We start from the raw sequence: 23,285 nt of genomic DNA on the forward strand, positions 1-23,285 counted from the left end.
AATATCTATAGCTTCCATGTTTACGCTTCTATTATACTTAGTTTATTCATTTTTTCAATTAAATCTCCTGTAATAGCAACAACAGCAGGTTTAGGAATATTATCGCTATCAAAAGGCCATTTACTTGTTGGATTTTTTAAATCTTTAGTTTGCTCTCCTGGATGTTGCACACTTAAAAATAGTGTTTTACCATCTGGAGAAAACCAAGGACCTGTAAGTTCTGCATCTTTTGGTGCTGAGGCAACTCTAATAACTTTACCTGCATCTTTTCCATACCTAGGAATAACAAATAAACTATTGTTTTTAAAAGGAAAGTAAGGTTTGTTGGCTTTGTTCATAGCATTTCCAGACATATCTGAAGTTATCCATAAATTACCTGATAAATCGAATGCTAAATTATCTGGACAAGAGAAACCATTGTCTTCTCCTCCTGCTATATATGTAGAAGCTTTAAAAGTTAAAGCATCAAAAGCTCCATTATTTTCTTCTAGTTTTAATATAGAACCATGAAAGTCGTTTTTAGTTTTATTATTGGTAAGCGAAATAAAAACATTTCCAGTAATAGGATCTATTTCAATATCTTCAGGTCTATTTAATGCTGTAGCACCTAATATTTTTGCTGCTTCTCTAACTCTTATTAATACTTCTGTTTGGTCTTTAAATTTACTTTTTAAAAGCGGTTGGTTTTCCCAATCTAAGGCTAACCATTTTCCATTAATAGTATCTGCTACATAAAGCGTACCTTCTTTTAAAGAACCTGGTTTCGAAGAAATAAATTTATATAAATGTTCATTATTTTTATCGTCTCCTGTATAAGCAACGACTCTTTTATCCTCTAGTTCGTATAGCGTACAGCACTCGTGAGCAAAGCGACCTAAAGCAATATGTTTTTGAGCCATTCCGTCTTTTGGGTTTACCTCTACTACCCAACCATAATTTTCTGGTGGATAATTATAAATTTTTTCCCAACCTAACCAACTTGGTCTGTGAGTTACTATATTGTTTACATCATACTCCGTTTCTCCAAAACAACCATCATAGTTTTCTTCGCAGGTAATAAAGGTCTTCCAAGGTGTAATTCCGCCAGAGCAATTACTATTAGTACCTATTAATGTGGTTGCTCCTTTTATTGGTGTGTCCCAATTTATTTTCATAGGTGTTTTTGCAGTAATACGTCTATTATGCGGATCGTTTTTTACAACAGACCAAACTCCTTTTTCTTGTTTAATTCGTACAATACTACCACCAACATTGTACATCTCTTTATCTACTTGTTCTTTTGTTTTTTCAAGTTCATTCTCTTCGGAATTTATAAAATTAGAGACAAAAAGAGGACTTACATATTCGTGATTTACCCATAATAATCCATCATTTGGATTATTTTCATCTAACGGAATAAAGCAAGTAAAATCATTATTAAACCCAAAAGTGTTTGTTTCATTAATTGAATCTTGCCATTTTATAATGGTATGATAATTTAGTCCATTAGCTAGCAACAAATCATCTTTATCTGAAGGTGTTAAACCTTCTAAAACAATTGTTTTAAGGGCTTCTATTTTTTTATTTGTAAGCGTATTATAACCTGCTGTTGGAGTTGTAGTACTACCACAACTTGTTAAGAATTTAGGCGTTAAAAACACACCAATTCCAGCTAATCCCATAAAAGAAATAAATTTTCTTCTGCTATATTCCATATTGTTATAAATAGTTAGACTTTTTCTTGAGCTATTATTTTCAAAAATTCATTACGCTTTTCTGTGTCAGAAAAACAACCTCCATATTCTAATGTTGTAGTAAAACTACTTTGGTCTTTTATACCTCTTGAAGAAACACAAAGGTGTTTTGCGGTTATTGAAACAATAACATCTTTAGTTTCTAGAACCTCTTGTAAGTCATTTAAAATTTGAAGTACTAATCTTTCTTGAACCTGAGGTCGACGTGCATAATAATCTACCAAACGATTAATTTTAGACAATCCAATAACTTTATTATTAGGCACATAAGCTACATTAGCAAACCCGGTTATTGGTAAAAAATGATGTTCGCAAGCAGAGTCTATATTGATGTTTTGTTCTACTAACATTTTTTTATAACTATACTTATTTTCAAATGTTGAAAGTTTTGGCATATTGATAGGATTTAAGCCATAAAACAGTTCTTTTACATACATTTTTGCAACACGATAAGGCGTTCCGGATAAGCTATCATCTGTTAAATCTAATCCCATTTCTTCCATTATCATTTTAAAATGATGTTGGATGTTTTCTATTTTTTCATCGTCAGATTTATCAAAAGCATCTGAACGCAAAGGCGTTTTTATACTTTTTGAAAAATGATTATCTCCTGTAATTATAATTTCTTCTTTATTTTTCATTTGTACAGCAATTAGTGGTTTTGCATTGGCAGTATTTTCTATTGTATAAATGCAAAGCAATTAATATTAATGCTGGTACATATATAAGGCTTTCAGGAAAGTTAAACCAAGCCATTTTTTCATTTATTATAATTATAAATAACATAAACCAACTTAGCCATAAAGCAGGTTTTATCCAATTACTTGTTGTTGTTTTTGTAGAACGGTAAATAGCATAGAATGAAATTATTAAGAAAAAATAATCTATAGATCTCCACCAAATTGGTGTAGCACTGCAGCAAGTTATAGAACACGTTTGAGCTATAAATAATATTGGTGTAGCTATACAATGTATAAGACAAAGTGTACTTGCTATTGCTCCTATGTTATCCGATTTTTGGTTTGTAATTATCATTAAAAAATATATTAATACAACTGAGTTGCAAATATAGTATTATTATCAACTAACGCAACTTAGTTGCAATAAATATGGTTATATTTTTTTCTACTCTATAGTTGTGCTATATTTGTATTATGGGAATTTTAAGGAAAACTAAATCTGTTAAAATACTTCTTGATGAATTTGAAGGTCAATCAACAGCTATTTCAGCAATTACATTAATAGAACGTCTTCATTTAAAGATGAATAAAACGACGATATATCGTATTTTAGACAAGCTAGAAGATGATGGTTTTTTGCATTCATTTTTAGGTAAAAATGGACATAAATGGTATGCGAAATGTAGTGGCTGTACTAGTGATGAACATCATGATATTCATCCTCATTTTCAATGTTTGGACTGTGGAAAAGTAGATTGTTTATCGACGGATATTCTTATTCCTAATATTCCTAATCGTAAAGTTAATGTGTCTCAAATATTACTTCAAGGAAAGTGTGAAGAATGTTTTGTTTAAATAAATTTCATATCTATTAATACTTATAAATTAAATAATCACCCATAATATTTTCAATACTCGGGTATAATAAATCAATATTAAAATTTAATAAATTTCACAGAAATATCTTTAGGGAAAAACCGTAAATAATAGAATATTAGTTGATTAAAAACCATTCCACACACATTCCACTACTCTCCTATCGTCGCTTCGTAAAAAGAGTGTTCCATTAACATCATAGAGAAACATTTTAGAAGATTTTTTTTCAGAAACAATAGAAATACTTTCGCTTTTAACCAAAGCTCAAGTTACATAACGCGGGCCATTATAGTACACTTTTAATATTGGATAATCCTGTGGATGATTCAATATTAAAACAACATTTAGTACTAAGTATGATGTTTGTTACCTGTGTAAGCTATAATTCAATATTATGTAAAATATCCCAGTATGTGCTGTTTTCATAACAAACGTTTGTACTTGGGTAATTAAACATTAGTATTTTACTTATCGTTTAATTTGAATATTCTGTACAATGGTTCAAGTTTTTTTAAATACGCAATTTATCAAGAAACTTCAGAATTCCATTTCTGTACTATAATTAGTCGTTATGTAAAATTTCCGCTGCCTTTGCGCTCGATTGCTTTTTTAAAATAATTATGCTATCGCATTAATTTTTAAAAACTCAATTTCCAACCGCAAAGCCAACGCCAAATAAAAGCTAACTTTTTACTATTATTATAATTTGCGTTTTCGAGGAAATGTTCGTTGTAATTTTTTTACGAGATTCTCGTGGATTGCCACAAGAGCTTAAATTTTAGAAAATAAAAATTCTAAGCACTTGTTCTATTTTCGTTACTATTTAAACTTTTTTTAATTGGAACTATAAATATTATGTAAAATAGGATTAAACATAACAAAAAAATTAACATCTTTTTTCATCTACTTATAAGGACGTAAATTTACATAATTTAAACACCTAATAATATGACAAACAACGAAATAAAAGAGAAACTAGACAAAGCTAAAAATCATTTTAAAGAATATCTTATCAATAAACCAATCATGCATAAAGGCAATGTAAAAACAAAAAAAAGAGCCAAATATGAAATAGATTTAGCGCGAACTTATATATATAGAATATTTGATTCAAAATTTTGCTATGAACTTTTTGAAACAAACGATTCAGTTAATGATCCCTGGACTATAACTGCATTAATTGATGACCTTAAAAGTGGTGATGGTTTTGAGTATACTTATACTGAGATAAGAAATAAAGGTTTGGAGCGCATTAATAAAGAGTAATAATATAATTAGTTCTTATTTTTTTTTTCTTGATAAAAAAAGAAACAAAAAAATCAAGACTGCATATGATTTTGGAAACAATTACGGTTCGTTACGCTATATTTTAGGAAACATTTTTACTCTTTAAATTGCTTTGAAATCCGTTGCGTATTTAATAACTATTAAGAAGCTTTATTACTAAACCCCTAAAATATTTACGCACCACTCACCTATTGTTTTACCTAAATTTTATGAGGTCAAAAAAAAGCAGGCTATTAAACCTGCTTTTCATTATTTAAATTTAAATCCTATCCAACATTTGAATAACCTTCATCATATATGATTTCGATTATTTCATCATCTGATAAAACTCTTAACCTACCATTTAAATGGTCAGTTTTGTAATCAACCAACAATTTCCCAAAATGGATTGACCAATTTGTTAAAGATTCTTTAGATAAAGGATATTGGGACTTAATATCTCTGATAAGAATTTTTCCATCTTTACCTGAAGCACTCACATCTTTTAACATTTTGGTATCGTTATAAACAAATTGTCTTATTGCATATCTGTAAAAGCAACTCACATTTTTACCAGCAGTATTTTCTAATCTAACTACATTTTTGGGCACAAAAATAATTGGCTTATCAAAATATTCAGGTAGTTCAACTTTCTTATTTACCCATTTTAAAGTATTACAATCAAAAATGTCTTTTTGAACAAATGTCTTCATTGGTATATTATGAATCTTACATTGCTCTTGCGTAAACTCAATTAAAACAGATTTTATGATTTTGGTAGTCATGTCAGAAATTCTATCAGAACTAATATCTTCAAAAAATAACTCTATATCAGCAAAATGACTTAAAACGCCAGTTTTAACTGCTATATTATTATAAATTGTATTAGATATTCTTTGTCTTAATTTATTTCCAACTGAATTTCCGTGATGCTTACTAAAAGCGTAACCCAATCTTGTTTCGTTAGGCTCACTTAAACCAGATAATAAGTAATCTGCTTGTTTAAATGATTTTTGCTTAACATTTTTTATTAATTCACCCCAAAAAATTTCCAAATGCTTTTGCATTTTTTTTGCTAAAGGAGTTTCTAAGCTTTCTATTAATCTTGGGTCTACAAACAATAAGTTGTCTGTATTTAATCTAATATCAACAAAATCTAATTTTGTTTGTTGATATCCTAATTTAAAGTAATCTGATATATTCATTGTAAAAAAATATTTATTATATATTATTATGCATTGACACTTTTGTCAACACTTATTTTGTAAAGCAATTATTGCTTTACTTTACTTAACCGATAATATATTTTAACTCTCTACAATTTTCGTTTTATTTAATTTATATTTATTTTAACATTGTTATTAACAATTTATTTTTATATTTGCACCCTGATAACGTCGAAAATTATCTTATAAAAACAAACTTTTAAAACCAATAAAGGTTGTAAGCCTCCATTATAGTTTAATTTATTTGTTTTAACTGCAACAAACAATAGCTAAATTTAATACAAAATTCGTGCCAAATGTCCTGTTTAAGACATTTTGGCATTTTTGCATTTGCTTTTGTCAATAAAACACTGCCAATGTGCATCTAAAACATTAAAATGTCAATTAAATTATAATTTGGCATACTATGTCATTCCACACACATTCCACTTCTCTCCTATCGTCGTTTCGTGAAAAGAGTGTTCCATTAACATTGTAGAGAAACATTAGAGAAGAAAAAAATAAGAAAAAGTAGTAATTTAACTTCGCTTTTACCTAAGCAAAGTTACATAACGCAGAACATTATAGTACAAATATACAGTAATTTCTGTATAGCCGTATTTCAGGCTATTTATACATAATTGTAGATATGACTTCTTTAGAATCATATCGTCAACAATTATGTTAAAAGAAATTACGGCTCATTAACTTGTAGATTTATTTGATAGCTATAATTCTATATTATGTAAACTATCCCAGAAAGTCTTGAACATACAATAAACATTGTTATTGGGGTGTTTTAAAATCCGTCAACAAGCCTCAATTATAATTCCGTAGAATCTCGTATTTGGCAATATTCAATAACATTTTCTAAATACGTTATTCTAACAAACATTCGAACTATAATAATTTGTAGCTATAATTCGACATTATGTTAAATTGCCTCTTGCCAAAAACGCTCGATTGCTTTTTAAAAATAATTATGTTACGCAGTAATTTTTTTAAACACAATTTTCCAATGCTTGCAGCCGCACAAAAGCTAACATTTAGAAATCTTCGAAATTCGTTTATTCAACAATAATCTTGCAATATTTTTTTCTATGACATTCTCGTCAATTTGCTACAAGAGTATAAAATTTAAGAAAAATAAATTTCTATACACTTGTTCTATTAGAACTATTATTAAACCTCTTTTGTTTATTACTTTTAATATTATGTAAAAAAGAAATTCTAGATTAGAACTTTTAAATCTTTTATTATTTTCTTTTTTCCTTGATAAAAAAAATTAGATAAACTAACAATATGTATTGCTAACCCCCTAAAATATTACGTTCCACTTACCTATTGTTTTCCCAAAATTTTATGAGGCCAAGTTAAAATCGAGATTCTATTTTAGATAATATTTGTAGATCTAATTTGTCTTTTGATAAAAATATTTTACAATGTAATTAAATTATCCACTAAATTCTCATCAGATCGTGTTCCGTATGGATCTATAGCAATGTAGCTTGGCTTTTCTTTTACGATTATTTTTATTTCAGTCATTTCTTTATTGATTTGACTAGATTCATAATACAAAACCGAACTATCATCCTTCACATTAGATGGATGTGCTGTAAAAACGCCAATTTTAATAGGTTCATTAATAGAAATTTGTTTTAGTTCTCCAGAATCTAAAGTTTCAAGGCGTTTCGATTTTACGCTTACAGTAACTTCAAAAGTTCCGTTTGGTAATTCTTTAGTTGTAGCGTTTTCTATTGCTAAATCATACGTAATTACTTTTTTAAACCAATCGTCTATTAAATGGTGTTGATGTGTTGGTGTAACGTTATAAACTTCATTTAAAAAATCTAACGTAGTTGCTTCTAATTTGGTGCTATTTCTATGGTTATCTGTTAACGTTTTCAATACTTTATTCACTTGCTCCTCTCCTACTAAATCTCTTAAGGCCAATAGTAGGTTTAATGCTTTTCCGTAAGAGATAAAACTTTGTCCTTCCACTTTATAAACTGGTGGCTCTATTTCAGAAGCAAAAGATCTTCCCGAAAAATACCTGATTCTTGTGTCTTCCGCTAATGTGTACAAAGCACTTTTTCCATACATTTTTTCCATTACCACTGCTTCTGTATATTTAGCAAATCCTTCAACTAATAAAGAACCTCCTGCAACTGGTTTAGCCGATAATGTATGTCCCCACCATTGATGGGCAACTTCGTGAATCGTTCTTTTTGCAACAACATTAAAAGTCTCTTCATCACTTACATCCAACAAATACAATCTATCTTCAACCATACTGATAACGCCTGGATGTGCAAAACCTCCAAAAGGCCAATGTGAAGGAACTTCAGCCATTCTAACGTGATCAAATTGATATGCTCCAAAATTTTCTTGACAATAATCTAGTGTTTGTTTTATGCTTTCTTCAATATCATCAATATTAAAATCATGATTTTTATCATAAAACTGCTCAATAGCAACACCTTTATAGTTTATCTTCTTCGTTTTATACTTTGCTGAAAAATAACCTACTTCTGGTGTGATTTTTCTGATAGATTTATAATGAAAATAGTTTCTATTATTTTTTGTCCATTCTTTTAGTAATTTCCCAGAACTAATGGCTGTTTGGTCACTTGATGTAGAAATAATAGTTTCAAAGTTTACTTTTTCATATTTAACATCTTCCATTACAATATGTGCATCCGAACTTTCATCTTCTTCTATTCGTTCTGGTAGGTTTCTTTTTTTACGTTCTCTTGGATTTGAAATTTCTAAACTAGTTGTATACCCTAAAATTGGATCAAACTTGCTAAAACGATTTATATAAGTTCCATTATTTATAATTGATTTATCTTCTTCATAACCTGCAACTTTATTTGTTAATTGAAATTTAAACACAACGGAATCTAGTGGTTGCAATGCTTTTTTAAATTTGAAAAGGTAGATTCCAAATTCTGCATCGTGTTTTATTAAATCTGCATTTTCAATATAAGCTGTATCTAATGTTTTTCTTTCTGTTATAAATACTTGTGATATTGGCTTTTCACTTCGGTTTATTAATACATAATTAGCACTTACAGTATAACTTCTGTCTTTTGGATAAATAGCAACTTCTGTCTTTATTGACGTTGGATATAATCGTTCTACTTCTTCATATTTCTTGAATTTTCGTTCATAGTTTTCACTAAAATCTAATCGATCGTTAGAACTCTTATACTCAGAAACAATATTTACATTGTAAAAAATCAAACTTCCGAAGGCAATAAAGAGTATCATTAAAAATGAGATGCTCAACTTCTGAAATTTTGTCCAATTTGTAAAAAGTTGTTTCATTTTTACAGAAAAACTCGCACCAATTCCTCTATTCCAAATTTTAAATGAAAGTATCGTTAATAGTAACCCGAAAGCTATCCAATAGATTGCTAAATGATTAAACAAGTTTGAAACTCCATTGAAACCATCCATATTATTAGATGTTATTCTTGGTAAAAAGCCAAGACTTGTTAAAGGATGTTTTAAGCCTAACATTCCAGACTTCAGGATTAATAGAGTAATCAATCCGAAGATTCCCATTCCCATATATTTAGTTTTCGCTAAACTATTTACAAATAAAGCAATCATACAAAAAACTACTAATTGCACTCCGTAATGATAAAATAACGATGCATACAAACCGAATTCAAAATTTGAATACCCTAAGGACATTTGAAACGAAATACACATAATTACTCCAACTGTAGTTAAGATTACAGGAAGTAAAATTAATGCACTAAATTTTGACAAAAAGAACACACTGTTTTTAACAGGAGTAGCATCAATAATTAAATTAAAATTTAAACTACGCTCTTTCCAAACAATTTCTGAACTGTAAAAAACAATTAAGATTAAACTAAAAATTGTTAACGGATTTACAATTAGTTTTATCAATTGGTTTGTAAACGGATATACGCTTACACCATATTCTCCACCACTTACTAATGTTGAATATAATTCTGAAAATACGATGAATACCCACATTAAAAGCACAGCAATAAAAGGTAAACTCTTAAAAACACTTTTTAATTCCAGTTTTAATAATGAGAAGAATGCCAGTTCTTTAGCTTTAAAATTTGAAGCTGATTTCAATGGTTTATATGCTAACAATGGTAGTTTAGAAGTTGCTACTTTTTTCCCTTGTGCTGAACTTGTTTCAGTAGCTTTCTTAACTTTCTTTGCTATTTCCCTAAAAGTAAACAGTTTATAGGTTCCTAATAAAATTCCAAAAGCAATACCTAACCAAATCAATCTGTTCCATAAAAATATTCCTGAAAAAGATAATAGTTGAGTGTTTTTTTGATACGGTGTCCAAAACTGTGTTTGCTCAAAAAATGCGGCAATACCAAAAGGATCTGCAAGAGCAGCTATTGTCATACTTTCTGGTGAAGCTGGTGTTGCTTGCGCTAACAAAGGTGAGTTTAAAAAGATAGAACTTATAAAATATAACATATACACAAATACAGCGCTCACATAGGTTACTGTACTGTTTTTTGTAAGGGTCGCTACTGAAAATATAATAGTTGTACTCACAAAGACATTAGGAACTACAATATATAACCATGGCTGTAAATACGTCATTAATTGAAAATCGGCAACACGTTCTGTATCTAAATCGGTAGAATAATTACCAAAAATATATCCAATTAAAAAGGGTGAAAATGCCAATAAACTAAATAAAAATGTTCCTAAAAAACGACTCCAAAAATAGTGTCCTTTTTTAATTGATGAACTATAAATTAAACCTTCCATTTTGTGCTGCTTATCTCTAAGCATGGCACTTATTGCAAAAAACATAATCACAAATAAACTTCCTAAAGTAAATAAACTGGTATGAAAATATACTTGAAAAGGCGCATTAAAGTTTACACCTTGTGGCGCAAAACCTTGTCTACCAACAAAAACACCCAACGCTAAAAATAATAATGCTAATAAAGGGAATGCACGTTGTTTAAACTGATAAAAAACTTCGAATTCTAATAATTTTTTAAACATAACTTATGCTGTTTCTGTTTCTTGTTGAAATAGTGTTGTGAAGTAAAAATCTTCTAAATTTGGAATAATCATATCAAAACCACTTTCTGGCTTGTTATCTGATAAAACTCTAATTTGAGTTTCACCAGCAACCAATTTTGTAGAGATTACATTGAATGCTTTTTTGTAAATTGCAATGTCTTTTTTAGGAATGATTTTAGTCCAAATTTTCCCTTCAATACTTGCTACTAACTCTTTTGGACTTCCTTTAGAAATAATTTCTCCATTAGATAAAATTGCCATTTTAGAGCATAAATTCCTTACATCTTCAACAATATGAGTAGAAAGTATTACAATAACATTTTCTCCAATTTCACTTAATAAATTTAAGAAACGGTTACTTTCCTCTGGATCTAATCCTGCAGTTGGTTCATCTACAATTATAATTTGTGGATTTCCTAATAATGCTTGTGCAATACCAAAACGTTGACGCATTCCTCCAGAAAAAGTGTAAACAGATTTTTTTCGATGTTGATATAAATTTACTTGTTGCAATAATGATGTAACTTGTTCTTTACGTTCCTTTTTATTTAATATTCCTTTTAATACTGCTAAATGATTCAATAGTTTTTCGGCAGATATTTTGGGATACACGCCAAACTCTTGTGGTAAATATCCTAACTGATTTCTAATCTCTTGAGGCTGCTTTACAATATCTGTATCATTAAAAGAGATGCTTCCAGAAGTTGGTTCTTGTAAAGACGCAATAGTTCGCATTAGTGATGATTTTCCTGCGCCATTTGCTCCTAACAATCCAAACATGCCGTTGGTAATTTCGAGATTAATTCCGTTTAAGGCTTTTACACCATTTGGATATGTTTTTGTTAGATTATTGATTAGTAATGTGTTCATGTCTGTTTGTTTTTAAATTGATGTACTTCAAAAAAGGGATTTTATCTAAAACGTCTTTTAGAGTTCCAGATATAACTATTAGTTCTGCTTGATTTGCTAGTGATTTGCTAGTGATTTGATTGTTGTTTAAAGTTCTCATAATTTATATGTTTTGATTAATTTGATACAAACATAAAATGAATAGAAAGCGCTTTCTAATTAATATGATATATGCTGTTTTTATAAAGTTATACATAGTAAAAAACTGTCTCAATCACGTTCATCCAGAAAATAGTTGTGTTGATATTAATTATTGTAGTGTGCATCAACTTTCTTGTGAAGGCAGTTTAACAATGTTACTTTTGACCTATGATTAATTTTTTAAAAAAATACAAAGCATTTATATTTGGGTTTTCAATAATTGTCCCAATATTCTATCTGTTAGATTATTTAGGTTTAATTCTTCTTCCTGAAGAAAAAACGTATGAGAGATATATATACGCATTTATTTGGGGAATACTAATTGCATTACCTATTCATAATTTTAATTACTTAAAAAGAAAAAAGGATGCAGTAATTAAGGTTGTTAGCTTGTTTGTTTTGTTTTTTGTAGCCATTACTATAGATGGTTATATGAACTTACCAGACAACCCTATTACTTTTATTTTACTATTGGGGTTTTGGCTTGGATTAGCGTACCTGTTAGTGCCTTCTTTTTTCAAAAAATACTGGAAATTAATAGCGTTTATTTATACACCCTTATTTCTATATTTTATTTATTTAAGATTATTTTCGGGAGATTTGGAAGCCTATTTAAAAATTAAAGAAGAGTTTCCGGTTTTTATATTCTTTATTCCCATTCCAATTTTATTTTCGCTTTGGATTTTTGAGCAATGGAAATGGTTACAAAACTTAAAAGTAGAGAAATCGAAAACAGAATTATCACTATTAAAAGCACAAATAAACCCACACTTTTTCTTTAATACCTTAAATAACTTATATGCATTAACGATTAAAAATTCAGAAAAAGCTCCAGAAGTTATTTTAAAATTATCAGACATGATGCGTTATACCATCTATGAAGGAGAAAAAGAATCTGTAAATCTACAAGATGAAATAGAATATTTAAAAAACTATATTGAATTACATAAAATTCGATATAAAAAAACGGTTGAAATTACTTTTAATCACGATGTTGATACAAGTTTAACTATTGCGCCTTTATTATTCATTATTCTCTTAGAAAACGCCTTTAAACACGGAATAGATTCACTTTCTGAAAATGCTTTTGTTACAATAGATTTATATGAAGAAGATAAATTTATCTATTTTATAATTGAAAACAACTTTGATCCAAAAGAAAAAAACGAAGCTGGTGGCATTGGATTAAAAAACCTAAAAAGAAGATTATCTTTATTGTATAAAGATAATCATGAATTGAAGGTTGACATCACAAATAACAGCTATAAAACAACTTTAAAAATAGCAAAACATGCTTAAATATATAATCATAGACGATGAGCCTTTAGCGCACGAAATTATAGAAGAGTTTTGTAGTATGTTACCACATGTGCAATTAGAAAAGAATTGTTACAATGCTATGGAAGCCATGCAGTATTTAAATGAGAATACGGTTGATTTTATGTTTTTAGACATCAACATGCCAAAATTAAGAGGCTTAGATTTTTTAAAAACATTAACAAATCCGCCTAAAACTATTATTACTACCGCATATAAAGAACACGCACTAGAAGGTTTTGAATTAAACGTGGTTGATTATATCTTAAAGCCATTTAGTTTTGATCGTTTAGTAAAAGCGGTGAATAAAGTTTCTGATAGTCAACCAACAAAAACTATTATTAAAGAGGTTTCTAATGCAACCGATAGCGCAACTCGTTTTTTTGTAAAAGGTGACAAAAAGCATCATCAAATAGATTTAAACAACTTGCTATATATAGAAGCGTACGGAAACTACACTAAACTGTTTTTGAAGAATGAAATGATTGTGAGTCATGAAAAAATATCGCACTATGAAGGTTTATTAAATGCTTCTAACTTTTTAAGAGTTCATAAATCATTTATTGTTGCGATTAACAAAATAAAATTTATAGAGGGTAATCGTATTTTAATTAATGACAATAAAATTCCAATTGGTCAAACATACAAAAGCAGTATTAATAAACTATATGGTAGTTAATTCCCATTCCATACACATTCCCACTTCGCTCCTATCGTCGCTTCGGGCAAAGCGTATTCCATTACATTTTTAAAGAAACTTTTAGAAAGAAAAAAATAATGAAGATTTGTCTTTGGTAAAAGCTTTTAACCAAAGCAAAGTTACATAACGCAGAACATTATAGTACATTTTATAAATAGGTTTATCCTGTGGATGAAGCTATTTATAACACAGATGATGCGTTGGCGAAATTATGATGTTATAGGTTAACATTCATTTATAAAAACATTTGATAGCTATAATGTAGTATTATGTAAAATATCCCAGAAGCATTCGTTTTCATAAGAATAATTGGAACTTGGGTCATTAAACTAATAAGCGGTTTGCTTCGCAGCGTTTAAAAAACATTTGTATCTATAATTAGCCGTTATGTAAAATAGCCGCTACCAAGCGCTCGATTGTTTTATAAAATCAAATTGCTCTGGCAATTTATTTTACACACAATTATCCAACGCTTGCCAACGCCAAAATAAAAGCTAACCTTTTGGCACTTATTAAAAATCGCATATTCGATAAAATATACGTAATAAAAAAAATTAGATGATTCTCGTGAGCTTGCCACAAGAGCATAAATTTTAAGAAATCGACTTTTTAGGAGATTCACGAACACAATTCTTTCTTAATCTTATCAATAGCTACATTTGTTATGAGTAAAAACACAGATACCTCTACCATCTTCAAATGGCATTCTATTTGCTAAAATCATCAATTTAGCTAATAAAGTAGTCGTTTTTCCGCTTCCTGGATAGGCAACAACATTTATATCTTTTGAACACTTTATGACATTAATACGTTCTCCTTTTTTTTCTAAAATATCTCCATCATAAAATGCATTTTTATTACCTAGTAAAGTAAAAGCAGCCTTTTCTATTTCTTCATTTATTATCTTCATTATTTAGGTATCGCTTTAGAGACTTCTTTATCATTTAAAGGTTTAATAATCTGTAATCTTTTTTTTGAAATCGTTACAGAAAACACCAAGCTCTACAATAGTCCATTTTATTATAAAACAATTCAAAAATTAAAATACGATAAACGTATTGTCAATAGATTCAATTCCATTAGAGTTACCATTGTCTTCTATTCCTTCAGTAATTACACAATTTTGAAAGGTAATATTATGACTATCATCTAAGTTTATCACTCTGTTTGCTGAAGAGGGATATACAGAATTAAATGTAACATCATCAAAAGTTAAGCGACCATCTGTAATATCTTTATTAAACTTATAAAAGAGAACCGTTTTATGTTGAACATTAACAACATCACCTGTTACAAATGAATTTTTAGCATTTCCTGAATAAGTAAAGTATCCATTAGAAGTAATTCGTTCACTAGTCAATGTATTATTAGAAATAGTTCCATTAGTTAAATTTTTAAAACTAATACCTACATTAAAATCCTTTAACTCATTGTCTTTTATAATATTATTTAAACCTGCGACAATAATAGAAGCGTCATAACCTTCAACATAATTATCAGAAATTTCGTTATTGTATGCTAAATGTTCATCGTTTCTAATTACTTCTTGAAGACCTATACCTATTTCAGTTATTATATCGTCTCTAGCAATTAATGTATTGTGGGTTATTTTACAATTAAAAGTAGCGTACGAACCTACAAAGTTGTCCATCTCATTATATTCAATAAGTACATCATTAGCGGTATATACAACAATATCTCCTGCATAATTATCTGTGAAAATATTATCACGTATAATTACATTTTCAACTCTTTCATACTCCAATAAGTTGTTCTCATCGTCACGTTCTCTATAAGCTTCTAAGTCAATACCAAATTGCGGAGCATCACCAGCTGCTTCAGGGTATCCATCTCTTTCTCCACCAGCTTTTGAAATAGTGTTACCTTCAATTACTACACCATTACCATCTATAACACTAATTATATTTCTCCTACAATCCGAAAGGTCACAATTAGAAATGGTAAGATCAGTAGCTATTCTTTCGCCTGTTCTAATACTTCCGTCTGTATTACGAATAGTAGAACCACCAATACCAATAGCATCACCAGTACCTTCTTTTATGGTTACATTATCAATAAGTACATTATCTCCGCCCGCTATAAAAAGTAATGTCCCGTAAGAATGTCCAGACCTGTCTATATCTAATAAATCTCTTACAGGTGTATAATCATGCGTGTAACGATCACCAATAAGAGTTCCACCAGATACTGTAATATTATCACCTTTATAAATACCTATTATTCTTGATGCAAAGTGATTTGTTGGTTGGCTTCTTAAAACAGTTTCATCACTCATTTTAAAATGAAAGTCAGATGGTATTTGAATAGCGTTATCATAAGCATCTGCAGGGGCTGTTGAGAAAATATCCCCATAAAAATAAGCATCAAATTTACCTATTGAAAAAGTGTCTGCTTCTAAGCTTTTAACTAAGGCTATAATATTGTTAAGTTTGTCTTTATTTTCAATAGCTTCTTCAGTAGTTATTTCTCCTTCTAAGAGATCCCAGTTTTCTGGCAAAAATGTAAACTCTGATGAAGACAGTGTTGCTTCTCCTTCAATATTTAATTCTGAATTTAATAATTCACCATCAATTTCACCAGAATTAAAAGTTAGCGTACCATTAGTGATACTTCCTCCATCAAAACTCAGTATAACGTTTTCTGCTAAATTAACGGTTTCTCCATTTAAATTTAAATTACAATCAATAACAATAGTAGTATTGCTTGAAAAATCTGCTAAATTAAAAGTGCAGTCTTCAATAACAATTGCTGCAGGTTCATTGGTAGTATCATCATCTTTACTACAACTTATATTAATGAATAATAAGGCTGTGAAAATTAAATAGGAGAATCTGGTCATTTAAGTTTTTCTAGGGGTTATAGTGGAATTCAAAAGTAAGTAAAAATAATTAGATATCTATGATACAATATAATAGGTGTTTCATAAATACAAAAAATAGTTTAATATTAAATAAAGTATGTGAAAATACTATCCCTTAAGAGCACAAATTTTTACATAATTAATTTAACACCTAAGTTAACAGTATGAAAAAATAAAACTCTTAAAAAAAGGCTATATAAACTCAATAACACGCTCACCTGAACATATATTGAATTTAGTCAAATCAACAATATTTAGTACTAATCATCTATAGTATGGACGCTCATTTCATCTATTGCTTTAACCAAAACCTTCTGAGGCCGTCTTCTTTGATCCTAACTTCTATTTAACAGAACCATAATGGAATTATAAACTATTTTCTTAGAAATTTAGGCTATATTTCACCAAAAAAAATAAAAACATATGCAAAAAATTATTTACTTATTTATAATCTTATTTTTAGCTGTAAAAGACATAAATAGCCAAAATTTATATGTATCAACTTCAGGTAATAGTATTTATAGTTTAAATCAAGATAATTCATTTTCTTATTTAACGACAGCAGATGCTAATATAAACGATATAGCTATTTCTGAAACGGGTGATTTTTATGGGATATTGACATCATCATTATCATCATTAAAAGGTATTGTTCATATAAATATCGATAATGGAGAAACTACTGTTTTAGCTAATACAGAAGAAGTAACGGGAACGTCCTTGACATATGGTGGGGATGGAGATCTCTATACTATTTATAATAGATCTTTGTATAAGTATAATATAAGCTCTAATTTGTTAGAGCTAGTATCTAACTTTGATTTATCTACACCTGGTGATTTATCAGTTTATAAAGGAAATATTATTTTCCCAAATTTCGTATCGGGTCAAAATGGAAACCCTCCATATTCAAGAATTATGGCCTATAATATTAATAATAGTTCAATCAATGAAGTTTTTTGCTTAGATAATATATTCGATGCTTATGGAATTTCTAATTCTTTTAATAGCTGTGAAGAAAACTCTGTAACTGTTGCTCATGGATTTGATGACTTCTATAATATAGATTTAGACACTGGTATAATAACAAATTTAAATATTGACAGATCTAATTTAGATAGTGCAATAGTTTATGGTTTAGCTTCAGATAATGAATATTTAGCCGCCAATTGTAATACTCAGTTACAAAGTTCTAATTGTAATATGTTGTCTACAGCAGATTTTTTACTAGAATCATCAATTAGTATATTCCCAAATCCTGCTAAAGATATTTTAAATATAAAAAGTCAAGTACAAGTTTTTTCAATTGAATTTTATGATATAACAGGAAAGTTAATCAAAAAAATAAATAATCCAAAAAATGGAATAGCCATTAATGATTTTGAAGCAGGAATGTATTTATTAAAATTATATGCAAACAATTCAGAAAAAATAATTAAATGGATTAAAGAATAGGCTATTGTAAGGTTTTGTTGTCTTTTTTCTATTAAGAGTTGTCTGAAACAATCCCATTCCATACACATTCCCACTTCTCTCCTATCGTCGTTTATTCATTGCTTGTCTATTTTAATAAATAGGAATTCATGAATCTCATGCTTCGATTTCGTGAAAAGAGTGTTTACTCGCTCTCTTATATTTGAGAAATAAGAGCTCGTGAATCTCGTGCCTCGATTTCATTAACATCGTAGAGAACCATTATTAGAAGAAATTTTCAGAAACAATAGTTATGCTTTCGCTTTTAACCAAAGCTCAAGTTACATAACGCGGGCCATTATAATTCAAATGTTCGTTTATGTTATTTAGCTCATTGTTTCCATTTGATAGCTATAATGTAGTATTATGTAAAATATCCCAGAAACATTTGTTTTCATTAGAATAATTGAAACTTGGGTCATTAAACTATTAAGCGGTTTGCTTCGCAGAGTTTTTTAAACATTTGTATCTATAATTAGTCGTTATGTAAAATTGCCACTGCAATTGCGCTCGATTGCTTTTTAAAACTTAAATGCTATGGCATTTATTTTAAACACAATTTCCAACCACATTGCCAGCGCCAAAAAAAAGCTAGCTTTTAGATGTTATCATAATTTTCGTAGCTTGATGTTTATAGGTAACATTTTTTTCTACGAGATTCTCGTGCATTGCCACAAGAGCTTAAATTTTAGAAAATAAAAATTCTAAGCACTTGTTCTATTTATAATTCCAATTTAAGTTTTCTTAGATTCTATTTTACATAATGTTTATAGATATGATTTAGAGTTTTTCAAGTTCATTTCTAAAATTTAAAACTCCTTCATGACTGCCAAGTTTGAACTTGTAATTTATCTTTTCACCCCATATAAAATCACCGATTTCATTTGCTTTTTTAATAATAGGAATAAGGTCTCTAGCTAGAAACTGGTCAATTTTTAAATCTTCATCATAATTCATATGAGCAATTCTTTGATTTCTATGTTTTACCTTAATATGATTAATTTGAGTCCTATATTTTTTTAAATTGGCACTTAACTCTTTTAATAACTTTTGGTTATTAAAATTCTTGTTTAATTCTTTTTGAATTCCTCGAAATGAATAATCAGACCTATCATCATCTAAGTTAGTTAAATGAAGTATTAAGCCATTTTCCATATACCTAAGAGCATTATATTCAGCAAATACATCATGTCGGCTTAAATTCTTAAAATTATTAGGCAGTTGATCTATTTTTCTAAAGAAACAACAGACAAGAATATTAATATCTACAATTTCTACCCTTAGCGTCGCAAATTCTTTTCTTTGTTTTTCTGTAATCATTATTAGTTTTTAATGTTCTCTTTTCTTTTTTTCTTTTTTTCTTGATAAAAAAAGAAACAAAAAAATCAAGACTGCATAAACTTTTGGAAACAATTACGGCTCGTTACGCTATATTTTAGACTATTTAGCGTTAAGAAAATGTACCCAAAGTACATTTTTAGTTAAATACGATTTTAATCGTGATTTTAGTTAAATGTTGTATTCAAATACAATCATCCACAGGATAATTATATTCGTATAGCCTAAAATATGGACGCTCCACTCACCTATTGTTTTACCAAAATTTTATGAGGTCGAATACTATGCAACTTAAGTTGTTTCTTAATAATCAATTTCACCATCAACAGCAAAACCTCCTGAATAATTGAATAAAAGCTTATAGTGCACTCTATCTGATACATTTACTTCTCCAACTATATTTTTATGCATAAATACCATTGTTCTAGAATTGAATCTTGTTGATTTTAGATAATAACCAGTAGCTGTGGTACTTGCAACCATTCCTGTTTCTCGAAAATCTTCTTGATTTATAGTCCTATTTACATCATAAATGACTTTTAACTTATCTGTAAAACTCATATAGTCAGAATATCTTAAGTCACCAAATAATTTATCACACTCTTTAGATTTATTAATGTACAAGAATGCTGAATAACACAGTTTTATGAAACTGTCTTTTGGATAGTTAGATAAATATGTAACGTATTCATTTTTTAGTTCATCAAAAGAGAATCTATCTAGTTTATGCATAAGCTCAAACCTTAATCTATTTAAAGAAATTTCATCTCTTTTAAGTTTCACTCCATCATCACATACTTTAAAGGCTTCTTCAAAATGACCTGACTTCATAAATATTCGGGCAAGTAAATATCTTGCAGCCATATTTCTTGAATTAATCCTAACTGCTTTTTCAAAATAAGATTTTGATTGTTCAGGGTCTTTTAATAACTGGTAAACCTTCCCATGTTCAGTCAGTATTAAAGTGTCATTCGGGTTTTTTAAGGAAGCTTCGTCTATCAGATTTTGAATTTCTACTATTAATTCATCATCTTGATTTGTGTCTTTTTTGTACCATGAAATTAAATAACTAATTAAAGTATGATAGTTATAAACATTATTATAATTTTTTCTTGCCCCACGAATTAATATTCGTTTACCTTCTTCCAAGTAAAATTTGGACTTATCTAAATCTTTTTCGTTTAAAGACTGTTTCATTAAAATCATACCGTGTGTATGATGCAATACATTTGAAGCAGGATTTAATCTTAAAGCATCTTTTATTACTTCTTTTGCATCATCATAGTCATCAGTTTTATTAACTAAAAACAATGCTTTTTGTTGTAAAACATAGTAATCATCTGGTACTTCTTGAATTAAAATATCGTAGCAACTTTTTGCAATTTCTACATTATCAAAAATAAGCTCTATCGTATTGTGATGATATAACTTTTTAATTAATGATGCTTCCAATGGATTAGATGGAATATATTCTGAAAATATTTTTGTTAAAAAATCAACTTTTTCAACATCATCCTTAAAGTAAATTCTACTTACAATTTCTGCAATTACAGGATGCCTCGATTTTAATAAAATATCAGTTTCTGATTCATCATCCTCATAATAAATAATATCTTTTGTGTATTTATATACGTTTTCAGATAAACTATTTAAATCTACTTCTAATACTCTCAGTAATAAACTTTGTGGTATTTTATATCTGAATTGATGTATAAAACAAATATGACGATATACATTTTTTGCAACTTCATCTTTTATTCCAGTATATTCATTGGCTATAATTTCCTCAAAATTTAAAGCCATTGTTGCTTCACGCATTGCGACAATAAGCTCACTATTTGCCTTTTCTTTAAATAGCTCAAATCTCCTTTCTTCATTGTATCTCTTTAATTTAAATAGAGCGTCATTTATTTCTAGCTTACTTAAAATAAGACCTATTTCATTATCTGAAAGTTTTCCTAAAGAAAATTCAACTGGTTTAGCATAAAAGTCATTATGATGAGCATGCCAATCAGAATTTCTTGAAGCACCAATTATTAATATTTTAGCTTTGGCATTTCTGAAATCCGATATTAGCTGGTTAATTTTTGTAACTCTATCAGTTGTATTGTCTATGAAAAGAATTAAAGGAGTGTTTAATTTTTCATACAAGCTTAAAATTTCTTTCGAAGATAAATTAGACCTTGATTTAGCAAATAAAACACTATCTCCTACTCTTTCAGAAATTTCTAAAGCTAATCTTCTTATAAAAGTAGATTTACCGTCACCTGCTCTACCAGTTATTAACCATAAATTAAATTTTGGATTTTTATACCAACTCTCAAAGTTTACTAATACATCTTCTAATAAATCTCTTGGTGCATCTAAATCGTGTTTAATATCACTCCAATTTGGTTGAGCTCCTTTATAAAAGTTTTTATTTAATTGAGAATGTTTACCTATTTCTGCTTTTGGGAATTGATAATTTTGAGAAAGACTATAAGCAACTTCTTCATTAATTTTTGCCTTATCAAATAAATCAGAATCTGGTAAATGTTCTATTAAATAATCTCTCAATGTCGTTCTTTTTCCAGATGATAAATTTGATATATGGTCAGCGAATTCATCTATTTTATAATCAAAACAAATAAAACCTTCTGATTCTAAAAAGTGTCTTAAAGAAGATTTAATATTAGGAGCAATAAAAAAGTATCTGTTTGGTTGAGTTGTTGTTCCACAGTATTTTTTAATTTCAGCCCAAACTTGCTGAAAATTCGAATCTATTAAGCTATAACCAATAAATATCATTGGCCTTTCCATTAAGTCGGTACTTAATTGAGTAAATAATTTAAGATGTGGGTTTTTAAATTCTGCATATTCATTCAAAGAAAAAACTAAATCAATATCAGGTCTTCCAATACATCCATGTAACTTAAATAAATTTACTTCTATATTTTTATTTTCTGTTTGTAAATCTTTTGGGCCAACAATCGTTTTAATTTTTTGAGCTTTATCTGTGTTTTTTTTATAAGCAATTTCAATAGCTCTATCAAGATTTGTAGTGTAAATATTAGACCATTTAAATTTAGATAATTTTGTTATACCACTTGATGGCTTTATCTCTTTAAAAAAATCTTGTAAAAATTCAAATAGGCTCTCTTTACCAAACTGCTTTTGAACCATACTTGAAACTAAAGAAAGTGCTTCATAATCGAACTTTTCTTTTGGGTAAAAATGATTGTAAATGATTTCAGCCAATCCAGAACCAACAGGAGATGTGTTTCCATTATTTAAAACAGAAGAAGCTACAGCTCCAGAACCTAAAAAAAGGCATGATTTATTAGATAAAATTGCATTTATTAATATTTGTTCGTCAGTTGGCTGTGGCATATGAATTCTTTTTAAACAAATATATCAAATTACATAACTATATAAGCTAATATTATTTCCATTCCACACACATTCCACTACTCTCCTATCGTCGCTTCGTAAAAAGAGTGATCCATTAACATTGTAGAGAAGCATTTGAGAAGAAAAGAATAAGAAAAAGTAGTAATTTAACTTCGCTTTTACCAAAGCAAAGTGCACATAACGCAGGCCATTATAATTCAAAAAAAGAATTATAATCAGACGTTATATAAAATGTCTTTGTAACATTAAAAGTATGAATTTTATTGTTGTCATGCTCAGAAAAACTTGTGACTATAAATTATTTTTATAATCCATGATTTAATGTAGTAT

16 protein-coding genes are annotated in these 23,285 nt (G+C 28.6%); 5 read left to right on the forward strand and 11 right to left on the reverse strand.

Features of this window, described 5'->3' with window-relative positions:
- Positions 1-20 precede the first annotated feature (20 nt).
- The 3 genes from H0I26_RS12550 to H0I26_RS12560 are packed head-to-tail and all read right to left on the reverse strand — an operon-like array spanning position 21 to position 2,768.
- The gene (locus H0I26_RS12550; protein WP_218699370.1) at positions 21-1,694 is read right to left on the reverse strand and encodes a PhoX family protein; all 1,674 of its coding nucleotides are present in this window, start codon (positions 1,692-1,694) and stop codon (positions 21-23) included.
- Between the two features lie 14 nt (positions 1,695-1,708).
- Positions 1,709-2,374: a GTP cyclohydrolase I FolE gene (folE, locus tag H0I26_RS12555; protein WP_218699372.1), complete on the reverse strand. Its 666-nt coding sequence runs from the start codon at positions 2,372-2,374 to the stop codon at positions 1,709-1,711.
- Positions 2,364-2,768 carry a MerC domain-containing protein gene (locus tag H0I26_RS12560; RefSeq protein ID WP_218699374.1) on the reverse strand — a complete coding sequence of 135 codons (405 nt, stop codon included), beginning with the start codon at positions 2,766-2,768 and terminating at the stop codon, positions 2,364-2,366. Before H0I26_RS12560 ends, folE begins: the two co-directional genes overlap by 11 nt.
- Positions 2,769-2,995: 227 nt before the next feature.
- On the opposite strand from H0I26_RS12560, the gene H0I26_RS12565 reads away from it, so the two are divergent.
- Both H0I26_RS12565 and H0I26_RS12570 read left to right on the forward strand, forming a co-directional pair.
- Positions 2,996-3,268: a transcriptional repressor gene (locus tag H0I26_RS12565; protein WP_411268231.1), complete on the forward strand. Its 273-nt coding sequence runs from the start codon at positions 2,996-2,998 to the stop codon at positions 3,266-3,268.
- A gap of 969 nt (positions 3,269-4,237) precedes the next feature.
- Complete coding sequence (locus H0I26_RS12570; protein WP_218699378.1) at positions 4,238-4,555, forward strand: hypothetical protein; 318 nt, start codon at positions 4,238-4,240, stop codon at positions 4,553-4,555.
- A gap of 287 nt (positions 4,556-4,842) precedes the next feature.
- Here the strand turns inward: H0I26_RS12570 and H0I26_RS12575 are convergent, their stop codons facing one another.
- The 4 genes from H0I26_RS12575 to H0I26_RS12590 all read right to left on the reverse strand — a co-directional run bounded on the left by H0I26_RS12575 (position 4,843) and on the right by H0I26_RS12590 (position 11,815).
- The gene (locus tag H0I26_RS12575) at positions 4,843-5,760 is read right to left on the reverse strand and encodes a hypothetical protein (RefSeq protein WP_256935121.1); all 918 of its coding nucleotides are present in this window, start codon (positions 5,758-5,760) and stop codon (positions 4,843-4,845) included.
- A gap of 1,437 nt (positions 5,761-7,197) precedes the next feature.
- Positions 7,198-10,785 carry an ABC transporter permease/M1 family aminopeptidase gene (locus tag H0I26_RS12580; RefSeq protein ID WP_218699380.1) on the reverse strand — a complete coding sequence of 1,196 codons (3,588 nt, stop codon included), beginning with the start codon at positions 10,783-10,785 and terminating at the stop codon, positions 7,198-7,200.
- Positions 10,786-10,788: 3 nt separating this feature from the next.
- Positions 10,789-11,676, reverse strand: a complete 888-nt coding sequence (locus tag H0I26_RS12585) for an ABC transporter ATP-binding protein (protein WP_218699382.1) — start codon at positions 11,674-11,676, stop codon at positions 10,789-10,791.
- Positions 11,654-11,815 (reverse strand): hypothetical protein, encoded by a 162-nt coding sequence (locus tag H0I26_RS12590; RefSeq protein ID WP_218699384.1) that lies wholly within the window; start codon positions 11,813-11,815, stop codon positions 11,654-11,656. Before H0I26_RS12590 ends, H0I26_RS12585 begins: the two co-directional genes overlap by 23 nt.
- A gap of 209 nt (positions 11,816-12,024) precedes the next feature.
- Between H0I26_RS12590 and H0I26_RS12595 the strand changes: the two genes are divergently transcribed.
- Entirely contained in the window at positions 12,025-13,155 is a 1,131-nt protein-coding gene (locus H0I26_RS12595) for a sensor histidine kinase (RefSeq protein ID WP_218699386.1), read from the forward strand.
- The gene (locus tag H0I26_RS12600) at positions 13,148-13,852 is read left to right on the forward strand and encodes a LytR/AlgR family response regulator transcription factor (protein ID WP_218699388.1); all 705 of its coding nucleotides are present in this window, start codon (positions 13,148-13,150) and stop codon (positions 13,850-13,852) included. Before H0I26_RS12595 ends, H0I26_RS12600 begins: the two co-directional genes overlap by 8 nt.
- A gap of 667 nt (positions 13,853-14,519) precedes the next feature.
- Here H0I26_RS12600 and H0I26_RS12605 read toward each other — a convergent pair.
- Positions 14,520-14,783: a hypothetical protein gene (locus H0I26_RS12605; protein WP_218699389.1), complete on the reverse strand. Its 264-nt coding sequence runs from the start codon at positions 14,781-14,783 to the stop codon at positions 14,520-14,522.
- A 129-nt stretch (positions 14,784-14,912) separates the two neighbouring features.
- On the reverse strand, positions 14,913-16,733 hold the full coding sequence (locus tag H0I26_RS12610) for a right-handed parallel beta-helix repeat-containing protein (RefSeq protein ID WP_218699391.1): 1,821 nt from the start codon (positions 16,731-16,733) through the stop codon (positions 14,913-14,915).
- Between the two features lie 444 nt (positions 16,734-17,177).
- Here H0I26_RS12610 and H0I26_RS12615 point away from each other — a divergent pair, with 444 nt between their 5' ends.
- On the forward strand, positions 17,178-18,209 hold the full coding sequence (locus H0I26_RS12615; protein ID WP_218699392.1) for a T9SS type A sorting domain-containing protein: 1,032 nt from the start codon (positions 17,178-17,180) through the stop codon (positions 18,207-18,209).
- A gap of 798 nt (positions 18,210-19,007) precedes the next feature.
- On the opposite strand, the gene H0I26_RS12620 is transcribed toward H0I26_RS12615, so the two are convergent.
- Together H0I26_RS12620 and H0I26_RS12625 are read right to left on the reverse strand one after the other, a co-directional pair.
- The gene (locus H0I26_RS12620; protein ID WP_218699394.1) at positions 19,008-19,547 is read right to left on the reverse strand and encodes a hypothetical protein; all 540 of its coding nucleotides are present in this window, start codon (positions 19,545-19,547) and stop codon (positions 19,008-19,010) included.
- Between the two features lie 321 nt (positions 19,548-19,868).
- Entirely contained in the window at positions 19,869-22,934 is a 3,066-nt protein-coding gene (locus tag H0I26_RS12625; RefSeq protein ID WP_218699396.1) for an SIR2 family protein, read from the reverse strand.
- Positions 22,935-23,285: the final 351 nt, after the last annotated feature.

Source organism: Olleya sp. HaHaR_3_96, from assembly GCF_019278545.1.
Lineage (GTDB): Bacteria > Bacteroidota > Bacteroidia > Flavobacteriales > Flavobacteriaceae > Olleya.